The sequence below is a fragment of the Streptomyces sp. NPDC091271 genome (genome assembly GCF_044757505.1).
Classification (GTDB): domain Bacteria; phylum Actinomycetota; class Actinomycetes; order Streptomycetales; family Streptomycetaceae; genus Streptomyces.
On record NZ_JBIVVD010000003.1, the window covers coordinates 183,069 to 199,780 of the forward strand.

General features: G+C 71.6%; 18 protein-coding genes. 9 read left to right on the forward strand and 9 right to left on the reverse strand.

All coding sequences use genetic code 11. The annotated features are described in order from the left end of the window. Position 1 precedes the first annotated feature (1 nt). Together ACIQM3_RS12620 and ACIQM3_RS12625 are read left to right on the forward strand one after the other, a co-directional pair. Positions 2 to 970, forward strand: a complete 969-nt coding sequence (locus ACIQM3_RS12620) for an ATP-binding cassette domain-containing protein (protein ID WP_401624325.1) — start codon at positions 2 to 4, stop codon at positions 968 to 970. 54 nt (positions 971 to 1,024) lie between these two features. Further along, positions 1,025 to 1,711: a DUF1707 domain-containing protein gene (locus ACIQM3_RS12625; RefSeq protein ID WP_401624327.1), complete on the forward strand. Its 687-nt coding sequence runs from the start codon at positions 1,025 to 1,027 to the stop codon at positions 1,709 to 1,711. A gap of 3 nt (positions 1,712 to 1,714) precedes the next feature. Here ACIQM3_RS12625 and ACIQM3_RS12630 read toward each other — a convergent pair whose 3' ends face one another. Next, positions 1,715 to 2,977: an SGNH/GDSL hydrolase family protein gene (locus ACIQM3_RS12630; protein WP_401622824.1), complete on the reverse strand. Its 1,263-nt coding sequence runs from the start codon at positions 2,975 to 2,977 to the stop codon at positions 1,715 to 1,717. 153 nt (positions 2,978 to 3,130) lie between these two features. On the opposite strand from ACIQM3_RS12630, the gene ACIQM3_RS12635 reads away from it, so the two are divergent. Beyond that, positions 3,131 to 4,456, forward strand: coding sequence for a DUF445 domain-containing protein (locus ACIQM3_RS12635; RefSeq protein WP_401622827.1), 1,326 nt, complete (start codon positions 3,131 to 3,133; stop codon positions 4,454 to 4,456). A gap of 147 nt (positions 4,457 to 4,603) precedes the next feature. On the opposite strand, the gene ACIQM3_RS12640 is transcribed toward ACIQM3_RS12635, so the two are convergent. Further along, entirely contained in the window at positions 4,604 to 4,909 is a 306-nt protein-coding gene (locus tag ACIQM3_RS12640; protein WP_401622830.1) for a hypothetical protein, read from the reverse strand. A gap of 109 nt (positions 4,910 to 5,018) precedes the next feature. Beyond that, positions 5,019 to 6,467, reverse strand: a complete 1,449-nt coding sequence (gene argG, locus ACIQM3_RS12645) for an argininosuccinate synthase (RefSeq protein WP_362926923.1) — start codon at positions 6,465 to 6,467, stop codon at positions 5,019 to 5,021. A gap of 149 nt (positions 6,468 to 6,616) precedes the next feature. Between argG and ACIQM3_RS12650 the strand changes: the two genes are divergently transcribed. The 3 genes from ACIQM3_RS12650 to ACIQM3_RS12660 are packed head-to-tail and all read left to right on the forward strand — an operon-like array spanning position 6,617 to position 9,257. Beyond that, positions 6,617 to 8,089, forward strand: coding sequence for an MFS transporter (locus ACIQM3_RS12650; protein ID WP_401622833.1), 1,473 nt, complete (start codon positions 6,617 to 6,619; stop codon positions 8,087 to 8,089). Further along, positions 8,086 to 8,679: a TetR family transcriptional regulator gene (locus tag ACIQM3_RS12655; protein WP_401622836.1), complete on the forward strand. Its 594-nt coding sequence runs from the start codon at positions 8,086 to 8,088 to the stop codon at positions 8,677 to 8,679. The genes ACIQM3_RS12650 and ACIQM3_RS12655 overlap by 4 nt, the downstream gene beginning before the upstream one ends. 50 nt (positions 8,680 to 8,729) lie before the next feature. After that, on the forward strand, positions 8,730 to 9,257 hold the full coding sequence (locus tag ACIQM3_RS12660) for a hypothetical protein (RefSeq protein WP_401622839.1): 528 nt from the start codon (positions 8,730 to 8,732) through the stop codon (positions 9,255 to 9,257). A 10-nt stretch (positions 9,258 to 9,267) separates the two neighbouring features. On the opposite strand, the gene ACIQM3_RS12665 is transcribed toward ACIQM3_RS12660, so the two are convergent. From ACIQM3_RS12665 to ACIQM3_RS12680, 4 genes are all read right to left on the reverse strand, one after another. Beyond that, on the reverse strand, positions 9,268 to 10,047 hold the full coding sequence (locus ACIQM3_RS12665) for a DeoR/GlpR family DNA-binding transcription regulator (protein WP_401622842.1): 780 nt from the start codon (positions 10,045 to 10,047) through the stop codon (positions 9,268 to 9,270). Between the two features lie 29 nt (positions 10,048 to 10,076). Then, positions 10,077 to 10,919 carry a ketose-bisphosphate aldolase gene (locus ACIQM3_RS12670; protein ID WP_401622845.1) on the reverse strand — a complete coding sequence of 281 codons (843 nt, stop codon included), beginning with the start codon at positions 10,917 to 10,919 and terminating at the stop codon, positions 10,077 to 10,079. Positions 10,920 to 11,076: 157 nt separating this feature from the next. Further along, the gene (locus ACIQM3_RS12675; RefSeq protein WP_401622848.1) at positions 11,077 to 11,499 is read right to left on the reverse strand and encodes an SgcJ/EcaC family oxidoreductase; all 423 of its coding nucleotides are present in this window, start codon (positions 11,497 to 11,499) and stop codon (positions 11,077 to 11,079) included. 40 nt (positions 11,500 to 11,539) lie between these two features. Further along, positions 11,540 to 12,361 (reverse strand): helix-turn-helix transcriptional regulator, encoded by an 822-nt coding sequence (locus ACIQM3_RS12680; protein ID WP_401624329.1) that lies wholly within the window; start codon positions 12,359 to 12,361, stop codon positions 11,540 to 11,542. Between the two features lie 243 nt (positions 12,362 to 12,604). Between ACIQM3_RS12680 and ACIQM3_RS12685 the strand changes: the two genes are divergently transcribed. The 3 genes from ACIQM3_RS12685 to ACIQM3_RS12695 all read left to right on the forward strand — a co-directional run bounded on the left by ACIQM3_RS12685 (position 12,605) and on the right by ACIQM3_RS12695 (position 14,951). Next, the gene (locus ACIQM3_RS12685; RefSeq protein ID WP_401622851.1) at positions 12,605 to 13,300 is read left to right on the forward strand and encodes an SDR family oxidoreductase; all 696 of its coding nucleotides are present in this window, start codon (positions 12,605 to 12,607) and stop codon (positions 13,298 to 13,300) included. A gap of 66 nt (positions 13,301 to 13,366) precedes the next feature. Then, positions 13,367 to 13,852: a GNAT family N-acetyltransferase gene (locus ACIQM3_RS12690; protein ID WP_401622854.1), complete on the forward strand. Its 486-nt coding sequence runs from the start codon at positions 13,367 to 13,369 to the stop codon at positions 13,850 to 13,852. Positions 13,853 to 14,018: 166 nt separating this feature from the next. Next, the gene (locus ACIQM3_RS12695; RefSeq protein WP_401622857.1) at positions 14,019 to 14,951 is read left to right on the forward strand and encodes a Ku protein; all 933 of its coding nucleotides are present in this window, start codon (positions 14,019 to 14,021) and stop codon (positions 14,949 to 14,951) included. 72 nt (positions 14,952 to 15,023) lie between these two features. Here ACIQM3_RS12695 and ligD read toward each other — a convergent pair whose 3' ends face one another. Together ligD and ACIQM3_RS12705 are read right to left on the reverse strand one after the other, a co-directional pair. Then, positions 15,024 to 15,983 carry a non-homologous end-joining DNA ligase gene (gene ligD, locus ACIQM3_RS12700; protein ID WP_401622860.1) on the reverse strand — a complete coding sequence of 320 codons (960 nt, stop codon included), beginning with the start codon at positions 15,981 to 15,983 and terminating at the stop codon, positions 15,024 to 15,026. 46 nt (positions 15,984 to 16,029) lie between these two features. After that, complete coding sequence (locus ACIQM3_RS12705; protein WP_401622863.1) at positions 16,030 to 16,623, reverse strand: dihydrofolate reductase family protein; 594 nt, start codon at positions 16,621 to 16,623, stop codon at positions 16,030 to 16,032. Positions 16,624 to 16,712 lie beyond the last annotated feature (89 nt).

Sequence of the window (16,712 nt, forward strand, 5' to 3'; positions counted from 1 at the left end):
CATGGACTTCATCGAGCTGGACGGCGTCGAGAAGGTCTTCGACGTGCGCCGTAAGACGGGCTTCATGCGCCGTGAACGGCGTGAGGTGCGGGCGGTGGACGGGATCAGCTTCCGGGTGCCGCGCGGGGAGATGGTCGGCTACATCGGCCCGAACGGTGCGGGCAAGTCGACGACGATCAAGATGCTGACGGGCATTCTCACGCCGAGCGGCGGCCGGCTGCGGGTCGCGGGGATCGACCCGAGCCGGGAGCGGACGAGGCTGGCGCACCGGATGGGTGTGGTGTTCGGGCAGCGTACGACGCTGTGGTGGGACCTTCCGCTGCGTGACTCGTACCGGCTGATGCACCGGATGTACCGGATCCCGGACAGCCGTTACCGGGAGAATCTGGACCGTTGTGTCGAACTCCTGGATCTGGGGGCGCTGTTGGAGGTCCCGGTGCGTCAGCTGTCGCTGGGACAGCGGATGCGGGGCGACATCGCGGCGGCGCTGCTGCACGATCCCGAGGTGCTGTATCTGGACGAGCCCACGATCGGGCTCGATGTGGTCTCCAAGGCGAAGGTGCGGGGGTTCCTGCGGGACTTGAACGCGGAGCGGTCCACGACGGTGCTGCTGACCACGCACGATCTGACCGACATCGAGCAGCTGTGCAAGCGGGTGATGGTGATCGACCACGGCCGTCTGGTGTACGACGGTGCGCTCGCCGGGCTGCACGAGGTGGGGGAGAGCGAGCGCACGCTCGTCGTGGACCTGGAGAGGGAGCTGCCGCCGATCGAGCTGGGGGCGGAGTCTTCGGCGCGGGTGGTGAAGGTGGAGGGGCCCCGGCAGTGGCTGGCGTTCCCGGCCGCGGCGTCGGCCGCCCCGCTGGTGGCGCGTATCGCGGCGGACTATCCGCTGGTGGACCTCTCGGTGCGGGAGCCGGACATCGAGTCCGTGATCGCGAAGATGTACGTGTCGGATTCTGCTGTCTAGGCTGGTCCCGCGATTGCTCTATAGGGTGCCGGTATGACAAGTGACAGCCCGGACATGCGTGCCTCCGACGCGGAACGTGAGCGGGTCGCCGAGACCCTGCGGGAGGCCGTGGCCGAGGGCCGGCTGGAGATGGACGAGTTCGAGCAGCGGCTCGACGCGACGTTCAAGGCGCGTACGCACGGGGAGTTGGTGCCGCTCGTACGCGACCTGCCGGTGCCGGGCGATTCCGCCCGGCCGGTGACGGGGGCGGTGGCCGGGCGGAAGGGGTCGTCCGCGAACTGGCCCGCGCGGATCGGTGGCGCCGCCACCTCGTCGGGGGCCTTCGCCTTCTGGGGCGGCTTCAACCGCAAGGGCCGCTGGACGGTGGGCCCGAAGTTCACCGCGTTCGCGATGTGGGGCGGCGGCGAGATCGATCTGCGCGAGGCCCACTTCGCGGAGCGCGATGTCGTGATCCGCTGCTACACGATCATGGGCGGCATGCAGGTGACGGTCCCGCCGGACATCGACGTCCAGGTGAACGGCCTCGGGATCATGGGCGGTTTCGGCGAGCACTCCAAGCTCGACGAGGAGCCGGAACCCGCTCCGGACGCCCCACGGGTGAAGATCACCGGGTTCGCGCTGATGGGCGGGGTCGGCGTGGAGCGCAAGCGGAGCAGGGCGGAGAAGCGGCGGCTCCAGGAGCAGGAGCGGCTGCGCCTGCAGAAGCCGGACACGGGGGACGGGCGCAAGGAGCTCGGCTGAGCCTCAGAAGGCGTCGGCCTTCGGTGTCCCGTCCACGGCGCCGAGGTCGATCGCGTGGCCCAGGGCGTGGTAGCCGGCGTCGTTGAAGTGCAGCCGGTCTCCGGAGTCGTACTCGGGCAGGATCCGGTTGGGCGCGTAGGGGTCGCGTACGGCGCGGTCGAAGTCGACGAACGCGTCGAAGATCCGGCCGGAGCGGATCTCCTTGTTGACGGCCAGGCGCACGCTGTTGCTCTCGGGTGACCAGGTGGAGTAGCCCTGGAAGGGCGTCAGCGTCGCCCCGACGACCCGCAGTCCCTGGGCGTGTGCGCGCTCGGTGAGGGCGCGGAGGCCGGCCGTGATGCGCCGGGGGTCGGGCTCCTGGGGGTACTGCTGCACGTCGTTGATGCCGAGGGCGATGATCACGGTCTTCGCTCCGGCGACGGACAGGACGTCGCGCTCGAAGCGGTGGGCACCGCTGCGGCCGCCCACGTTCTTGACGCCGTCCACCGTGAGCGGGCTGTCGCGCAGGAGCCGGTTGCCGGCTATCCCCTGGTTGGCGATGCCGTAGGCGTGCCGCAGCCGGTCGGAGAGGACGTCCGGCCAGCGGGTGTCGGCGTCGGTCGTGGAGCCGCTGCCCGCGGTGAGGGAGTCGCCGAGGACGACGATCGCGCCGGGCGACGCCTCGTTGCGGACGTCGACGGCCGTCAGGTAGCGCCACCGGGTGGTGCTCCAGGTGCCCTGGCCGTCGGCCAGGTAGGACGTCTGGTGCGCGTTCGGGTGCTGGGTGACGGGCCCTCCGGCGGACGAGGTGCGGAGGGTGACCTCCAGGTCGGCGTCCGGGGCGACGGGCACCACGACCGGGTCGCTGACGACCTGGAGGCCGGCGGCGACGGTGACGGTGGGCCGGCCCTGGAAGGTCACCTGGCGGGTGTTGACGGTGGCCTGGTCGATGACGAGGGGCGTGGCGCCGAAGAGGTTGGACAGAGTGATGCGGGCGGCGTTCCCGCCGACGCTGGTGTGCACGATGTTGCGGATGGTGCTGCCGGGGTAGCCCTGCGCGGAATTCGGCTCCGCACTGACGGGGGCCGCGGTCCACGTGGCGACCCAGGTGCCGAGGGCGTTGGCCGGTGCGGCGGGATTGCGGGCCGCCGCATGGGCCTGGGACCCGCTCAGCGGGTCCTGCCTCTTCCCGGCGATGAGCGACGTACCGAAAGCGACGGCGGCGGCGAGCGCGACGGTGCCTGCTACGAGGGCGATGAGCAGGGCATACCCCTGGCGCCTGGGCATCTGTGGTGGTTCTCCTTGCGGTGTCCGGCCCGGTGTTCGGGTCGCTTTCATGATGCGACAGGTCCTGGGGAACTCGACGTGCGGCCCAGGAGTAGGTGAGGTAGGGACAATGCGTACGGCACTGGATGGCGTGTACGCGGACGGGTGGAGCGGATGGAACAGGACGCGGGACAGGGATCGGCATCCGGGGCGGAGGGCCGCGGGACCGGGCTGGGCGGGTTCGCGTACACCGCCGCCGATGAGGAGAAGCGGCGCGGTGTGCGCCGTATGAAGACCACCGCCACGGGTCTCCTCCTGCTCGTCGCGATCGTGTACGTCCTCGCCACCTGGGCGAAGAACGCGGGTGTGGGCGGCTGGCCGGGCTACGTCGCAGCGGCCGCCGAGGCGGGAATGGTCGGTGCGCTGGCGGACTGGTTCGCCGTCACGGCGCTGTTCCGGCGTCCGCTCGGCCTGCCCATCCCCCACACCGCCATCATTCCCACCAAGAAGGACCAGTTGGGGGCATCACTCGGTTCCTTCGTGGGCGAGAATTTTCTCTCCGGGGACGTCGTTCGTGACCGAATTCACGCTCTGGGGGTCGGAAAGAGGCTCGGAGCGTGGCTGGCGGAGCCGGAACACGCCGACCGGGTCACCGCCGAGCTGGCCACCGCGCTGCGCGGTGCGCTGACCGTGCTCCGGGACTCCGATGTGCAGGCGGTCGTCGGGGAGGCGATCACCCGGCGGGCGGACGCGGTGGAAGTCGGGCCGGGGATGGGGAAGATGCTGGAGAAGATCGTCCAGGACGGCGGTCACCGCAGGGTCGTCGACCTCGTCTGCGTACGGGCGCACGACTGGCTGGTCATGCACGGCGACTCCGTCATGGACGCGGTCCAGGGCGGGGCGCCCGGCTGGACGCCCCGGTTCGTCGACAAGCGGGTGGGGGAGCGGGTCTACAAGGAGCTGCTGCGCTTCGTCACGGAGATGCGTGACATGCCGGGCCATCCGGCACGCGGTTCGATCGACACGTTCCTGACGGACTTCGCGGCCGACCTCCAGACCGACACCGACACCCGGGCCCGGGTGGAGCGGCTGAAGTCGGAGATCCTGGGGCGTGGTGAGGTCCAGGACGTCATCGCCTCCGCCTGGTCCTCCGTCCGTACGATGATCATCGCGGCGGCCGAGGACGAGCGGAGCGAGCTGCGGATGCGGGCCCGGGCGTCGCTGATCTCCCTGGGCGCCAGGCTCTCCACGGACGAGCGGCTGCAGGCGAAGCTGGAGGGCTGGCTGGAGGACGCGGCGGCGTATGTCGTCACGACGTACCGCACGGAGATCACCTCGCTGATCAGCGACACGGTGGCCGGCTGGGACGCGGACCAGACGTCGAAGAAGATCGAGGCGCACATCGGCCGTGACCTGCAGTTCATCCGGATCAACGGCACCGTGGTGGGCGCGCTGGCCGGCCTGGCGATCTATTCGGTGTCACACGCGCTGGGGGGCTGACCGGAGACGTGCCCGTCCTGTCGTACGGGCACGCCCCCGGGTCACGCGGGGAGTTGCTCTTCAGTACGCACCCCGCGGCGCCCGTGTTCAATCCCCCGGGCCGGACTTTCTCGGAGAGGGCGCCGGCGCTCCCCGGTGGTGCGCCGTCTATTCCGCGCCGCGCCGGGTGACCGCCCATGACGCGGCGGCGACGCCGCCCGCCATGGTGAACACCGCGGGCCAGGCGCCGAGCTTCTTGGCCAGGGGGTGCGAGCCGGCGAAGGCGGCGACGTAGGCGACGGTCAGTGCGGTGGCCGCGCGGGCCCCGGCCTGCCGGTTCCACTCGTACGCCGCCACCGAGCCGGCGGCGGCCAGCGCGACGCCGCCCAGCGGGCGCTTCCTGGTCCAGCGGGCGATTCCGTACCCGCCGACGAGTCCGCCCGCCGCCACTGCCGCTGCCGGGACCTTCGCCATTGCCGCCACCTTCGCTTTCCTGCGTCTCCGTCGGCGTGACCGCCGCGAATCCGAGGATAAGGTCCCGGGCCGGCCGGCCCGTCGGCCGGTCGGCCGACGGGCCAGGGCGTCAGTCGGTGCCGGACTCCATCGCGGCGCGGTCCAGCAGCTCGTCGTCGCGGGAGACCTCGCCGCGCGAGGCGATGGCCTGCGCGCCGCCCTCGGACATGGCGCCGATCAGCCCGGTCGCCGCCGCCTGCGCGGCGCCGATCAGCGAGGGCTGGGTGGTGCCGACGAGGCCGAGGCCGGCGAACTGTTCGAGCCTGGCGCGCGAGTCCGCGATGTCGAGGTTGCGCATGGTGAGCTGGCCGATGCGGTCCACGGGGCCGAACGCCGAGTCCTCGGTCCGCTCCATCGACAGCTTGTCCGGGTGGTAGCTGAAGGCGGGGCCGGTGGTGTTGAGGATCGAGTAGTCCTCACCGCGCCGCAGCCGCAGCGTCACCTCGCCGGTGACGGCCGAGCCGACCCAGCGCTGCAGCGACTCGCGGACCATCAGAGCCTGCGGGTCCAGCCAGCGGCCCTCGTACATCAGCCGCCCGAGGCGCCGGCCCTCGTTGTGGTAGTGGGCGAGGGTGTCCTCGTTGTGGATCGCGTTGACGAGGCGCTCGTACGCCGCGTGCAGGAGGGCCAGGCCGGGCGCCTCGTAGATGCCGCGGCTCTTCGCCTCGATGATGCGGTTCTCGATCTGGTCCGACATGCCCAGGCCGTGACGGCCGCCGACCGCGTTGGCCTCCATCACCAGGTCGACCGGGGTGGCGAACGTCTTGCCGTTGATCGTCACCGGGCGGCCTTGGTCGAAGCCGATGGTGACGTCCTCGGTGGCGATCTCGACCGAGGGGTCCCAGAACCGGACGCCCATGATCGGGTCGACGGTCTCCACGCCGGTGTCGAGGTGCTCCAGCGTCTTCGCCTCGTGGGTGGCACCCCAGATGTTGGCGTCGGTGGAGTACGCCTTCTCCGTGCTGTCGCGGTAGGGCAGCCCGTGGGCGACCAGCCACTCCGACATCTCCTTGCGGCCGCCGAGCTCGGTGACGAAGTCGGCGTCGAGCCACGGCTTGTAGATGCGCAGGTGGGGGTTGGCGAGGAGACCGTAGCGGTAGAACCGCTCGATGTCGTTGCCCTTGAACGTGGAGCCGTCGCCCCAGATCTGTACGTTGTCCTCGAGCATCGCCCGGACCAGCAGGGTGCCGGTGACGGCGCGGCCGAGCGGCGTCGTGTTGAAGTAGGCACGCCCGCCCGAGCGGATGTGGAACGCACCGCACGCCAGCGCTGCCAGGCCCTCCTCGACCAGTGCCGCCCGGCAGTCGACCAGGCGCGCGATCTCGGCGCCGTAGGCCTTCGCGCGGCCGGGCACCGACGCGATGTCGGGCTCGTCGTACTGGCCGATGTCGGCGGTGTAGGTGCACGGGACGGCACCCTTGTCGCGCATCCACGCGACCGCGACCGAGGTGTCGAGGCCGCCCGAGAAAGCGATGCCGACGCGCTCGCCGGTGGGCAGGGAGGTGAGAACCTTAGACATAGGAAGAGTATGCACTCGATTGTATGTATATGCAAATGGGTGCGCGGGGGCGCTCCGGGCCGGGTCGGGCCGTCGGGGCGACCGGGGGGTGTACAGGCGTTTACCCTGGGGGGTGAACGCTTGTACACCCCTCTGCGTACGGAGACCCGATGACCGCACCCGCGCCCGCCGCCGCCCCGGACCACCCCCGCCTCGCCGTCGGCGTCCTGGCCTTCTGCGGCGTCGTGGTCGCGATCATGCAGACGATCGTCGTCCCGCTGCTCCCGCACATACCGGAGCTCACGGGCGCCACCCCGGCGGCCGCGAGCTGGCTGGTCACCGTCACCCTGCTCACCGGCGCGGTCTTCACCCCCGTGCTCGGCCGGGTCGGCGACATGTACGGCAAGCGCCGCGTGCTCGTCGCCTCGCTGGGCGTCCTCGTCGTGGGCTCCGTGCTGTGCGCGGTCAGCTCCCACATCGGCGTACTGATCACGGGGCGCGCCCTGCAGGGGGCGGCCATCGCCGTCGTACCGCTGGGCATCAGCATCCTGCGTGACGAACTGCCGCCGGAGCGGGTCCTGTCGGCCGTGGCTCTGATGAGTTCGACGATGGGCATCGGCGCCGCCGTGGGGCTGCCCGTCGCGGCGGTGGTCATCGAGAACTTCGAGTGGCACACCATGTTCTGGGTCTCGGGCGCCATCGGCCTCCTCGACATCCTCCTGGTGCTCCGCTTCGTGCCGGAGTCCCCGATCCGCTCCCGCGGCCGGTTCGACGCGCTCGGAGCGCTCGGGCTGACCGCCGCCCTGGTCTGCCTGCTGCTGGCCGTCACCCAGGGCGGCGGCTGGGGCTGGACGTCGGGGCGCACCCTCGGCCTGCTCGCCTCCGCCGTCGTGATCGCGCTGGTCTGGGGGGCGTACGAACTCCGGGTGCGCACCCCGATGGTGGACCTGAGGGTCTCCGCGCGCCCCGCCGTGCTGCTCACCAACATCGCCGCCCTGCTCATCGGCTTCGCGTTCTACGCCAACTCCCTGGTCACCGCCCAGATGGTGCAGGAGCCGAAGGCCACCGGCTACGGGCTCGGCGCCTCGCTCGTCGTCAGCGGGCTCTGCATGCTGCCCGGTGGTGTGACGATGGTGGCGCTGTCGCCGGTGTCGGCGCGGATCTCCGCCAAGCACGGCCCGAAGACCAGCCTGGCGCTGGCCGCCGGGATCATCGCCGTCGGCTATGTGGTGCGGTACTTCACCAGCCACAGCCTCTGGCTGATCATCACCGGCGCCACGGTCGTCGCGGCCGGCACCGCGATCGCGTACTCCGCGCTCCCGGCACTGGTCATGCGAGGCGTCCCGGTCAGCGAGACGGGAGCCGCCAACGGCCTGAACACCTTGATGCGCTCCGTCGGCCAGGCGTTCTGCAGCGCCACGGTGGCCGCGGTGCTCGCCAACATGACGTTCCTGGCGGCCGGGCGCCCGGCTCCGACGCTCGGGGCCTACCAGCTGGTCTTCCTCATCGCGGCGGGCGCGGCGCTGCTGGCCCTCGCGGTGACCCTGTGCCTCCCGGCCGGCCGCGCGGGTGCGGGTACGGTCGGGAGGAAACGCAGGAGCAGCGGCCGTGTGCGGGCGCTGCCGATCCAGGAGGGCGCATGACCGCCCGAGTCACCGCAGGGACGGAGCCCGAGACGGCCGCCACGGCTCCGGGGGAGGCCGCCACCGGCAGGGACGCGATCCTGCTCGCCGCCCGCCGGGCGTTCACGCAGCGCCCGTACGCGGAGGTGACGATCCGGGGTATCGCGGCCGACGCGGGGGTGAGCGCGGCCCTCGTGGTGAAGCACTTCGGCCGCAAGGAGCAGCTCTTCAACACGGTCGCCGACTTCGGCCCGGCCGCCGAGGAGCTCTTCGACGCTCCGCTCGACGGGCTGGGCCGGCACATGGTGCTGACGCTCGTACGCCGCCGCAGGGAGCAGAAGGGCGACCCCCTGCTGCGGGTCGTCTTCTCCCTCGGCAACCACGACGAACGCTCCCTGCTGCGCGACCGCTTCCACGAACAGGTCACCGGGCGCCTGACGGCCCGACTCCCCGGCCGCGAGCGCGCCCTGCGCGCCGAGCTGATCGCCGGGCACCTCATCGGCCTGGGCGCCACCTTGAGCCTGCACCGCCAGGGCGCCGGCTCCCACGCGACCCCCGAGCACCTCGCGGACCTGTACGCCCCGGCGCTGCAGGGCCTGGTGGAGGGCTGACCCGCCCGGAATGGCGATAAGGTCCGGTCCAACACGACGAGGGGGGCCTCATGTTGATCCGTACCGGCCTGCGCGCCGCGATACCGGCCGTGATTCTGGGAGCGCTGCTGGTGGGCTGCAGCGCGGCGACCACCACCGACGGGCCGGGCGGTGACGTCCCGTCCGTGGCCCCGTCCGCGGCCGAAGCCGCGGCCGACAAGGCGCCATCCCTGATGCCCACGCCGTCACCGACACCCACGCTGATCATCCAGGAGGACCCGAACGCACCCGAGCTGGTCCGCGACGCCTTCGCCGGGCTCCAGGCGACACTGGACGACACCTGCACGCCCGGAGCCGGCGACTGCGCCTACTTCCTGGGCCGGGTCAACGACGAGCTGAACGGCCTGGACAAGGCGATGAAGGCGGACAAGAAGGGGCCTGGCCACTTCGAGGAGCCCATCGCCTGGATCGCCACGCTGCGCACGACGCTGGACGGCGACGTCTCCACCCCGAACCTGGAGAAGCACCGTACGGAGCTGATCGGCACCCGGGACCGCATCAACACGTGGATGCAGGACCACCCGGAGGACTACCGCTGACCTGCGGGGGTCACACCCGCAGGACGTCGATCCCCAGGGCGGTGAACTCCTCGACGACGTCCTCGGGCGCGTCCCGGTCCGTGACCAGCACCGACACCGCGCCGGTCTCGCACACCTGGGCGAAGGCCCGGCGCCCGAGCTTGGAGGAGTCGGCGACCACGATCACCGTGCCCGCGCACTCGGCGAGCGCACGGTTGGCACCGGCCTCGGACTCGTCGTGCGTGGCCGCGCCGAACCGGGCGTGCACGGCGTCCACGCCGAGGATCGTGTAGTCGAGCGCGAGGCCGCGCAGGACCGAGTCGACCAGGGGGCCGACGAGCTCGTACGAATTCGGCCTGGCCACCCCGCCGGTGACGACGATCTTCACCTGGGGGCGGACCGCCAGCTCGTTGGCGATGTTGATCGCGTTGGTCACCACGGTCAGCGCCACGCCCCCGCCCGACGGCTCGGGCCGCAGCGCCAGCTCCCTGGCGACCTCGGAGGTCGTCGTACCGCCGTTGAGGCCGACGGTGGAGCCCGTCGGGATCAGCTCGGCCGCGGCCTTCGCGATGCGCTGCTTCTCGTCCGCCCTGCGGGCCGCCTTGTAGCGCAGCGGCAGGTCGTAGGCGACGGCGCTCACCACCGCGCCGCCCCGGGTGCGGGTCAGCAGATTCTGCCGGGCGAGCTCGTCCAGGTCGCGGCGGACGGTGGCGGCGGAACAGCCGAGCTGTTCGGCGGCGTCGAGTACGTCGAGATGGCCCTGGTCGCTGAGGATCTCCAGCAGCCGGGTCCACCGTGTGTGTGCCGCCACCGGATCCTCCTCGTTCGCAGCTCACAAGCCTATCGTCCGGGTCGCGCCAGGACGCCCAGCAGGCGTGCCACCTCCGCCGCGACCGCGTCGCGGGCCGGGCCCAGATAGGCGCGGGGGTCCGCGGCCTCGGCGTGGGTGTCCAGATAGTCGCGGACGGCCCGGGTGAACAGCTTGTTCAGGTGCGTGGAGATGTTGACCTTCGTCATGCCGGCGCCGATCGCCGCCGCGAGACCCGTGTCGCCGACCCCCGAGGAGCCGTGCAGGACGAGCGGGACCCCCACCGTGTCGCGCAGCCGGGAGATGAGCGCGAAGTCGAGGACGGCGTCCCGGGTCAGCATCGCGTGCGAACTGCCGACGGCAACGGCGAGCGCGTCGACGGCCGTGGCCTCCACGAACGCCCGGGCCTCGTCCGGGTCGGTGCGTACGCCGGGGGCGTGCGCCCCGTCCTTGCCGCCGATCTCGCCGAGCTCCGCCTCCACCCAGACGCCGTGGCTGTGGCAGTAGGCGGTGATCTCGCGGGTCGCGGCGACGTTGTCGGCGTACGGGAGTGCCGACGCGTCGAACATGACGGAGGTGAAGCCGATCCGGACGGCCTCGCGCACCAGGTCGGCCGACTCGGCGTGGTCCAGATGCACGGAGACCGGCACGCCCGCCGCCCGGGCGACGGCGAGCGAGGCGAGCCCGATGGGTTCGAGGCCGCCGTGGTAGCGGGCGGTGTTCTCGCTGACCTGGAGGATCACCGGCAGCCCGGCGGCTTCCGCCCCGCTCGCGATGGCCTGCGCGTGTTCGATCTGCACGACGTTGAAGGCCCCGACGCCGGTCGCGTCGGTCCGGGCACCGTGCGTGATGACACCGGTGGATATGAGCGGCATGGGCGTCCTTCGCGGATGCGGGCTGCGTGAACCCAGGCGAATGGTGCTCGAAGTTGCTCATTTATAGCCTGCTTGAAGCAGATTGGAAAAGAGCAGCCGCCTGCGGAGAGTTCCGGAGGCGGCTGCCGAGGTGGTGACCGGAGGCTGTGGGCTGTGCTCAGCGGATCGGTGTCGTCTGCGCCAGTGATATGCGCCAGTCGCCGTCCGCGCGGGTCATGACGTAGGTCATCGCGCCGGTCAGGGGGAGCTCGGAGGGGCCCTCCGCCTCGGACCGCTCGTCGTGGACCGTCTTGGTCAGGCTCACGATGGCGACGTCAGGCGTGGCGAACCGGATGTCGTCGACCTCCAGCGTGGTCCGGATGTCCTTGAGGGGGGAGGAGAGCGCTTCGGCCATGGCGGAAGCGAAGGTCTCACGCCCGAAGAGGCGCCGTCCGCCGAAGTTGACGAGCACGAGGTCGGAGGTGTGCAGCACCGGCAGCACGTCCGGGTCGGTCTGCGCCTTCTCGGTCCGCGCGACGAGCTCGCGAATCCGCTGCTCGTCGGCGGCATCCGTGGGGGAGGTGACGTTCGAGGTGTCCATGCGGAGAACCTAGAACCTCTAGTTGAGTTGAGGTCAAGGCTCAGGTCATGGCCTGGGTGCCGATGACGGCGAGCAGGCCGAGCCGGGCGGCGTCGTCGCTTCCGGGGGCTGCGGTGTACGCGACGACGCGCAGGTCGCTGCCCGCGGCGACCAGGACGTCGCAGTCGAGGGTGAGCGTGCCGATCTCCGGGTGGACGATCGCCTTGGCGCCGGACCGGTGGATGCCCACGATGCCCGAGTCCCACAGGCCCGCGAAGACGGTGCTGGTCTCCCGCAGGTCCTTGACCAGTGAGCGCAGCCCCTGGTCGGCCGGGTAGCGGGCGGTGGCCGCCCTGAGGTCGCCCACCATCGTCGCCTCGAAGTCCGCCTTCTGCTCCGGTGTCTGGCGGACCCTGCCAGGCAGGCCGGTGAAGTGCCGCCAGATCATGTTGCGTTCGCGGCCGCGCAGAGCGGAGGGGTCGCCGAGGAGGGCCGCCCAGGACGGGTTCCATTCGACGAGGTTCCAGGCGGCGTCGTGGACGCTCAGCGGGGCGCCGTCCAACTGGTCGAGCAGCCGGCGGAGCCCCGGCGGGATGTGGTCCGAGATGTGGCCGGGCCCGGGCTCGGGCTGTCCCGCGAGCAGGTACAGGTAGGTGCGTTCGGCCTCCGAGAGGCGCAGTGCGCGGGCCAGGGAGGCGAGGACCTGCGGTGACGGGGACGTGGCGCGGCCCTGTTCGAGTCGGGTGATGTAGTCGACGGAGAGGGCGGCGAGCTGGGCGAGTTCCTCGCGCCGGAGCCCCGCCGCCCGCCGCACCCCGCCGGCGGGCAGCCCGACCGTGGCCGGGGAGATCCGGTCCCGCCACCCGTGCAGGGCCTTGCCCAGGTCCCTGGAGCCCGGATCGCCGGACGGGTGCCCGGACGGGGTCTTGGACGGGGCCTCGGTCGGGGCCTTGAAGGGTGCGGATGGTGCGTCCTTGGATGCGCTCACCCCTCCAGTATCCGCGCGGCCCCGCCGCACAGCCTGGTACTGCCGGTCCACCCGCTGAGGCGGGCACTCCCTGTCCACCGGCGGCGCGAGCAGGGTGGAGGCATCACCCCACCGACCGCCGAACACGGGAGCGCCACCATGACCATCACCCTCATCACCGGAGCGAACAAGGGTCTCGGCTACGAGACCGCCCGCCGCCTCATCGAGGCCGGGCACACCGTCTACGCCGGGGCGCGCGACGCCCGGCGCGGGGAGGAGGCCGCGGCGCGGCTCGGTGCGCGCTTCGTGCAGCTCGACATCACGGACGAGGACTCCGTCGAGGCCGCCGCCGCCTTCGTGACGAAGGACGCGGGCCGGCTGGACGTCCTGGTCAACAACGCCGGGATCGTCGGCGTACGCAAGCCGGTGGGCGAGGTGACCGGGGCGGACATGCGGAGCACGTACGAGACCAACGTCTTCGGTGCCGTGCGCGTGACCAGGGCCTTCCTGCCGCTGCTGGAGGCCGGGAAGGACCCGGTCGTCGTGAACGTGTCCAGCGGCCTCGGCTCGCTGGCGGCGACGAACGACCCGAGCCGTGTCGAGTTCACCGTGGCGGCGCTCGACTACAACTCGTCCAAGACCGCGCTGGTCATGGTGACTTCGCAGTACGCGAAGGCATTCCCGGGCATCAGGTTCAACGCCGTCGACCCCGGTTACACCGCCACCGATCTCAACGGCCACTCGGGCCCCAAGACGGTGGAGAAGGGCGCGGACATCATCGTCCGTATGGCTCTCGTCGGCGCCGACGGCCCGACCGGCGGCTTCTTCGACGAGGACGGCCCCGCCGCCTGGTGACCCGCGCGCCGGCCCGGGCGGGGAATTCGATGGCCCGGCGCCCGGGTCCGCCCGTACGGTGCGCGTATGACTGCGCAGCTCCGCCTGGAAAAGGTGACCCCGGACAACGTCCTCGACGCGTGCCGACTGACCGTCGCACCCGAGCAGGAACGGTTCGTCGCCCCGGTCGCACGGTCGCTCGCCGAGGCGTACGCCGATCCGGACAAGGCCTGGCCCCGGCTGGTCTACGACGGTGACCGGCTGGTCGCCTTCGTGATGGCCTTCTTCGACGTACGTTTCGGGCTCGGGGGCCCCGCCGATCCCGGGAACCGGCTGCGTTCCGGACTCTGGCGGCTGGCCGTCGCCGCGGACGAGCAGGGCAAAGGGTACGGACGCTTCGCCGTGGACGCCGTCTGCGAGGAGATCCTCCGGCGCGGACAGAAGCGCGTGACGGTGACCTGGGGGCAGGGGGAGCACGGCCCCGAGGAGTTCTATCTGGGGCTCGGCTTCCACATGACCGGCGAGATGAGCGGGGACCAGGTGGTCGGCGAGATGGACCTGCCGCGCGGCTGACCGTCCGGCTCCCGGTGATCCACATGCGGTTCGGGGGCGGGGGCGCGAGGATCGTGATTACGGGCGGTGGCCCGGCCGCGCCTCGGCCCTCTCGGGTCGGTTTCTCCCTTCCAGGCGCTCCGGTCCGCCTCCCGGCCAAGCCACCAGGGGGGTATGGAGGTACTGGATGCCGCGGCCCCTGTGGACAGGAGCGATCAGCTTCGGGCTGGTCACGATCCCGATCAAGGTGGTCTCCGCCACCGAGAACCACTCGATCTCCTTCCACCAGTACCACCAGGAGGACATGGGCCGGATCCGCACCCGCAAGGTGTGCGAGATCGACGGCAAGGTCCTCTCGCAGGACGAGATCGGCAAGGGGTACGAGATCGCCAAGGACCGGACCGTGCCCGTCACCGACGAGGAGCTCGACCGGATGCCGCTGCCGACGGCGAAGGCCATCGAGATCGTCGCGTTCGTCGAGGCCGACAGCATCGACCCCGTGCGGATCAGCGACAGCTACTACCTCGCGGTGGACGGCCAGGTCGCGGCGAAGCCGTACGCCCTGCTGCGGAAGGCGCTGGAGCGCAGCGACAAGGTCGCCGTGGCGAAGTTCGCCTGGCACAACCGTGAGCGGCTCGGCCTGCTGCGGGTGCGGGAGGACGCGATCGTGCTGCACTCGATGCGCTGGCCGGACGAGATCCGCAGCCCGGAGTCCCTCGCTCCCCGGGAGACGGAGCTCGAAGAGGACGAGATCGAACGCGCCGTGCAGCTCACCGACAGCATGGCCCTGGACGACATCTCCGGCTTCCGTGACCGTTACCGGGAGGCCTTGGAGGAGCTGCTCGCGGCCAAGTCCGAGGGCAAGGCGCTCCCGGCGGCGGCAGGGGAAGAGGAGGAGGAGCCGGGGAAGGTCATGGACCTGATGGCCGCGCTGAACGCCTCGGTGAAGGCGGCCAAGGAGACACGGGGCGAGGACGCGACCGTGCACGAGATGACGCCCGGCAAGTCCCGCGCCCGGAAGAAGGCCGCCCCGGCAGCGAAGAAGACCGCCTCGAAGAAGACGGCGGCCAAGAAGCAGCCGGCGAGGAAGACCGCGGCGAAGAAGCGGACCGCCTCCTGAGCCTCGCCCGACGACACCGGGCGGCGGCCGGTCCCGGCACCCGCGCGGCATCGGGCGGTGGCGCCGGGCACGTCACCCGATGTCGTCGGGCGCCAGGTCCGGGCGGAGCCGGTGCCAGGAGGGCTGACGCAGCTTCCCCGCCTTCGTCCGCGTCGAGTACCGCACCTCGCCGACCAGCCGAGGCAGCACCCAGCGCGCCCCCGCCACCGGTGGCGTCTCGTCGAAGGGGCACGTGTCGACCGCGGCGACACGGAGCAGTTCAGCGAGCCTGGTCCGCTCGGCGTCGCTCCATCCCGTCCCGACGCTGCCCGCGTAGCGCAGACCGCCCGGGTGCCGCTCGCCGACCAGCAGCGCGCCCGGCAGGCCGCCCAGCCGTCCGCGCCCGGGTACCCAGCCTCCGACGATCACGTCCAGCGTGCGGGCGTGGCGGATCTTGATCCACGTACGGGCGCGGACCCCCGGCTCGTACACCGAGGTCAGCCGCTTCGCGATCACGCCCTCCAGCCCGGCCTCCCGGGTCATGGTGAGGGCCTCCTCGCCGTGCCCCACGACCACCGAGGGCGTCGACCAGCGTGGTCCGTTCAGCGCGAGCTCCTCCAGCGCCGCCCGGCGCTCGGCGTAGGGCAACGGCACGAGGCTCCGGTCCCGCAGGAAGACGGCGTCGAACAGCACCAGGTGCGCCGGCACCCGCTGCGCCATGCGGGCGGCCTTCGCGGGCGATCCGGAGAGCCCCATCCGCGACTGCAGCCGCTCGAAGTCGCTGCGCCCCTGGTCGTCCAGGGCGACGATCTCGCCGTCCAGCACCGCCGGTACGCCGCCGAGCGCGGGACCGAGCGCGGCCAGCTCCGGATACGCGGGGGTGATGACGGCCCCGGACCTGGCCAGCAGCTCGACCGATCCGTCCCCCGGCAGATAGACCATGGCGCGCTGGCCGTCCTGCTTCACCTCGTACGCCCACTGCTCGTCGACGGCGGCCGACGGCAGGTGGCCGCGGGTGGCGAGCATGGGAGCGAACCGGGGCAGAGAGGCCATGGAAGCAGCTTCTCAGCGGTGACGCCGCCGGGCCCGCGGACACTCTCTACGCCTGGTCGGCGGCCCGGTAGGTGCACACGTGCACGCCCGTGCCGCTGATCACCGTCGACACCAGTTCGAGCGGGCGCAGCGCACCGTCGGTGGGAAAGATCGTCTTACCGCCGCCGACGATCACCGGCATGATCAGGAGCCGCAGCTCGTCGGCGAGGCCTTCGTGCAGCAGGGTCCGCGCGAGCGTGGGGCTCCCCATGACCAGCAGGTCGCGGCCCTCGGCCGCGCGCAGCTCCCGGATGCGGGCGACGGCCGAGTCGCCGGGGATACGGGTGGTGTTGGTCCACGTCAGCTTGTCGTCCCCCAGGGTGCTGGAGACGACGTGCTTCGGGATGGAGTTCATCCGGTCGGCGAAGGGGTCGCCCGCCCGCTCCGGCCACGCCCCGGCCATGTTCTGCCACGTACGGCGTCCGAAGAGCAGGGCGTCGGCTTCCTTCAGCGCGGCGTCGAAGGCGCCGCCCACCACCTCGTCGAAGTACGGATGGGTCCAGCCGCCCTGCGTGAAGCCGCCGTCGGTGTCCTCCTCGGGCCCGCCGGGCGCCTGAACGACGCCGTCGAGGCTCATGAACTCATTGATGACGATGCGCACGGCTCTCGCTCCTCTTTCCGCTCCGGATCCACTGCCATGAAGACTGCCGCACCGCGGGGAAGTAATCGGTGCTGTCCGCGCATGAGTTG

Coding starts and splice junctions, on each gene's coding strand:
- ACIQM3_RS12620 (WP_401624325.1), top strand. CDS start 2: ATGGACTTCATCGAGCTGGACGGCGTCGAGAAGGTCTTCGACGTGCGC.
- ACIQM3_RS12625 (WP_401624327.1), top strand. CDS start 1,025: ATGCGTGCCTCCGACGCGGAACGTGAGCGGGTCGCCGAGACCCTGCGG.
- ACIQM3_RS12630 (WP_401622824.1), bottom strand. CDS start 2,977: ATGCCCAGGCGCCAGGGGTATGCCCTGCTCATCGCCCTCGTAGCAGGC.
- ACIQM3_RS12635 (WP_401622827.1), top strand. CDS start 3,131: ATGGAACAGGACGCGGGACAGGGATCGGCATCCGGGGCGGAGGGCCGC.
- ACIQM3_RS12640 (WP_401622830.1), bottom strand. CDS start 4,909: ATGGCGAAGGTCCCGGCAGCGGCAGTGGCGGCGGGCGGACTCGTCGGC.
- argG (WP_362926923.1), bottom strand. CDS start 6,467: ATGTCTAAGGTTCTCACCTCCCTGCCCACCGGCGAGCGCGTCGGCATC.
- ACIQM3_RS12650 (WP_401622833.1), top strand. CDS start 6,617: ATGACCGCACCCGCGCCCGCCGCCGCCCCGGACCACCCCCGCCTCGCC.
- ACIQM3_RS12655 (WP_401622836.1), top strand. CDS start 8,086: ATGACCGCCCGAGTCACCGCAGGGACGGAGCCCGAGACGGCCGCCACG.
- ACIQM3_RS12660 (WP_401622839.1), top strand. CDS start 8,730: ATGTTGATCCGTACCGGCCTGCGCGCCGCGATACCGGCCGTGATTCTG.
- ACIQM3_RS12670 (WP_401622845.1), bottom strand. CDS start 10,919: ATGCCGCTCATATCCACCGGTGTCATCACGCACGGTGCCCGGACCGAC.
- ACIQM3_RS12675 (WP_401622848.1), bottom strand. CDS start 11,499: ATGGACACCTCGAACGTCACCTCCCCCACGGATGCCGCCGACGAGCAG.
- ACIQM3_RS12685 (WP_401622851.1), top strand. CDS start 12,605: ATGACCATCACCCTCATCACCGGAGCGAACAAGGGTCTCGGCTACGAG.
- ACIQM3_RS12690 (WP_401622854.1), top strand. CDS start 13,367: ATGACTGCGCAGCTCCGCCTGGAAAAGGTGACCCCGGACAACGTCCTC.
- ACIQM3_RS12695 (WP_401622857.1), top strand. CDS start 14,019: ATGCCGCGGCCCCTGTGGACAGGAGCGATCAGCTTCGGGCTGGTCACG.
- ligD (WP_401622860.1), bottom strand. CDS start 15,983: ATGGCCTCTCTGCCCCGGTTCGCTCCCATGCTCGCCACCCGCGGCCAC.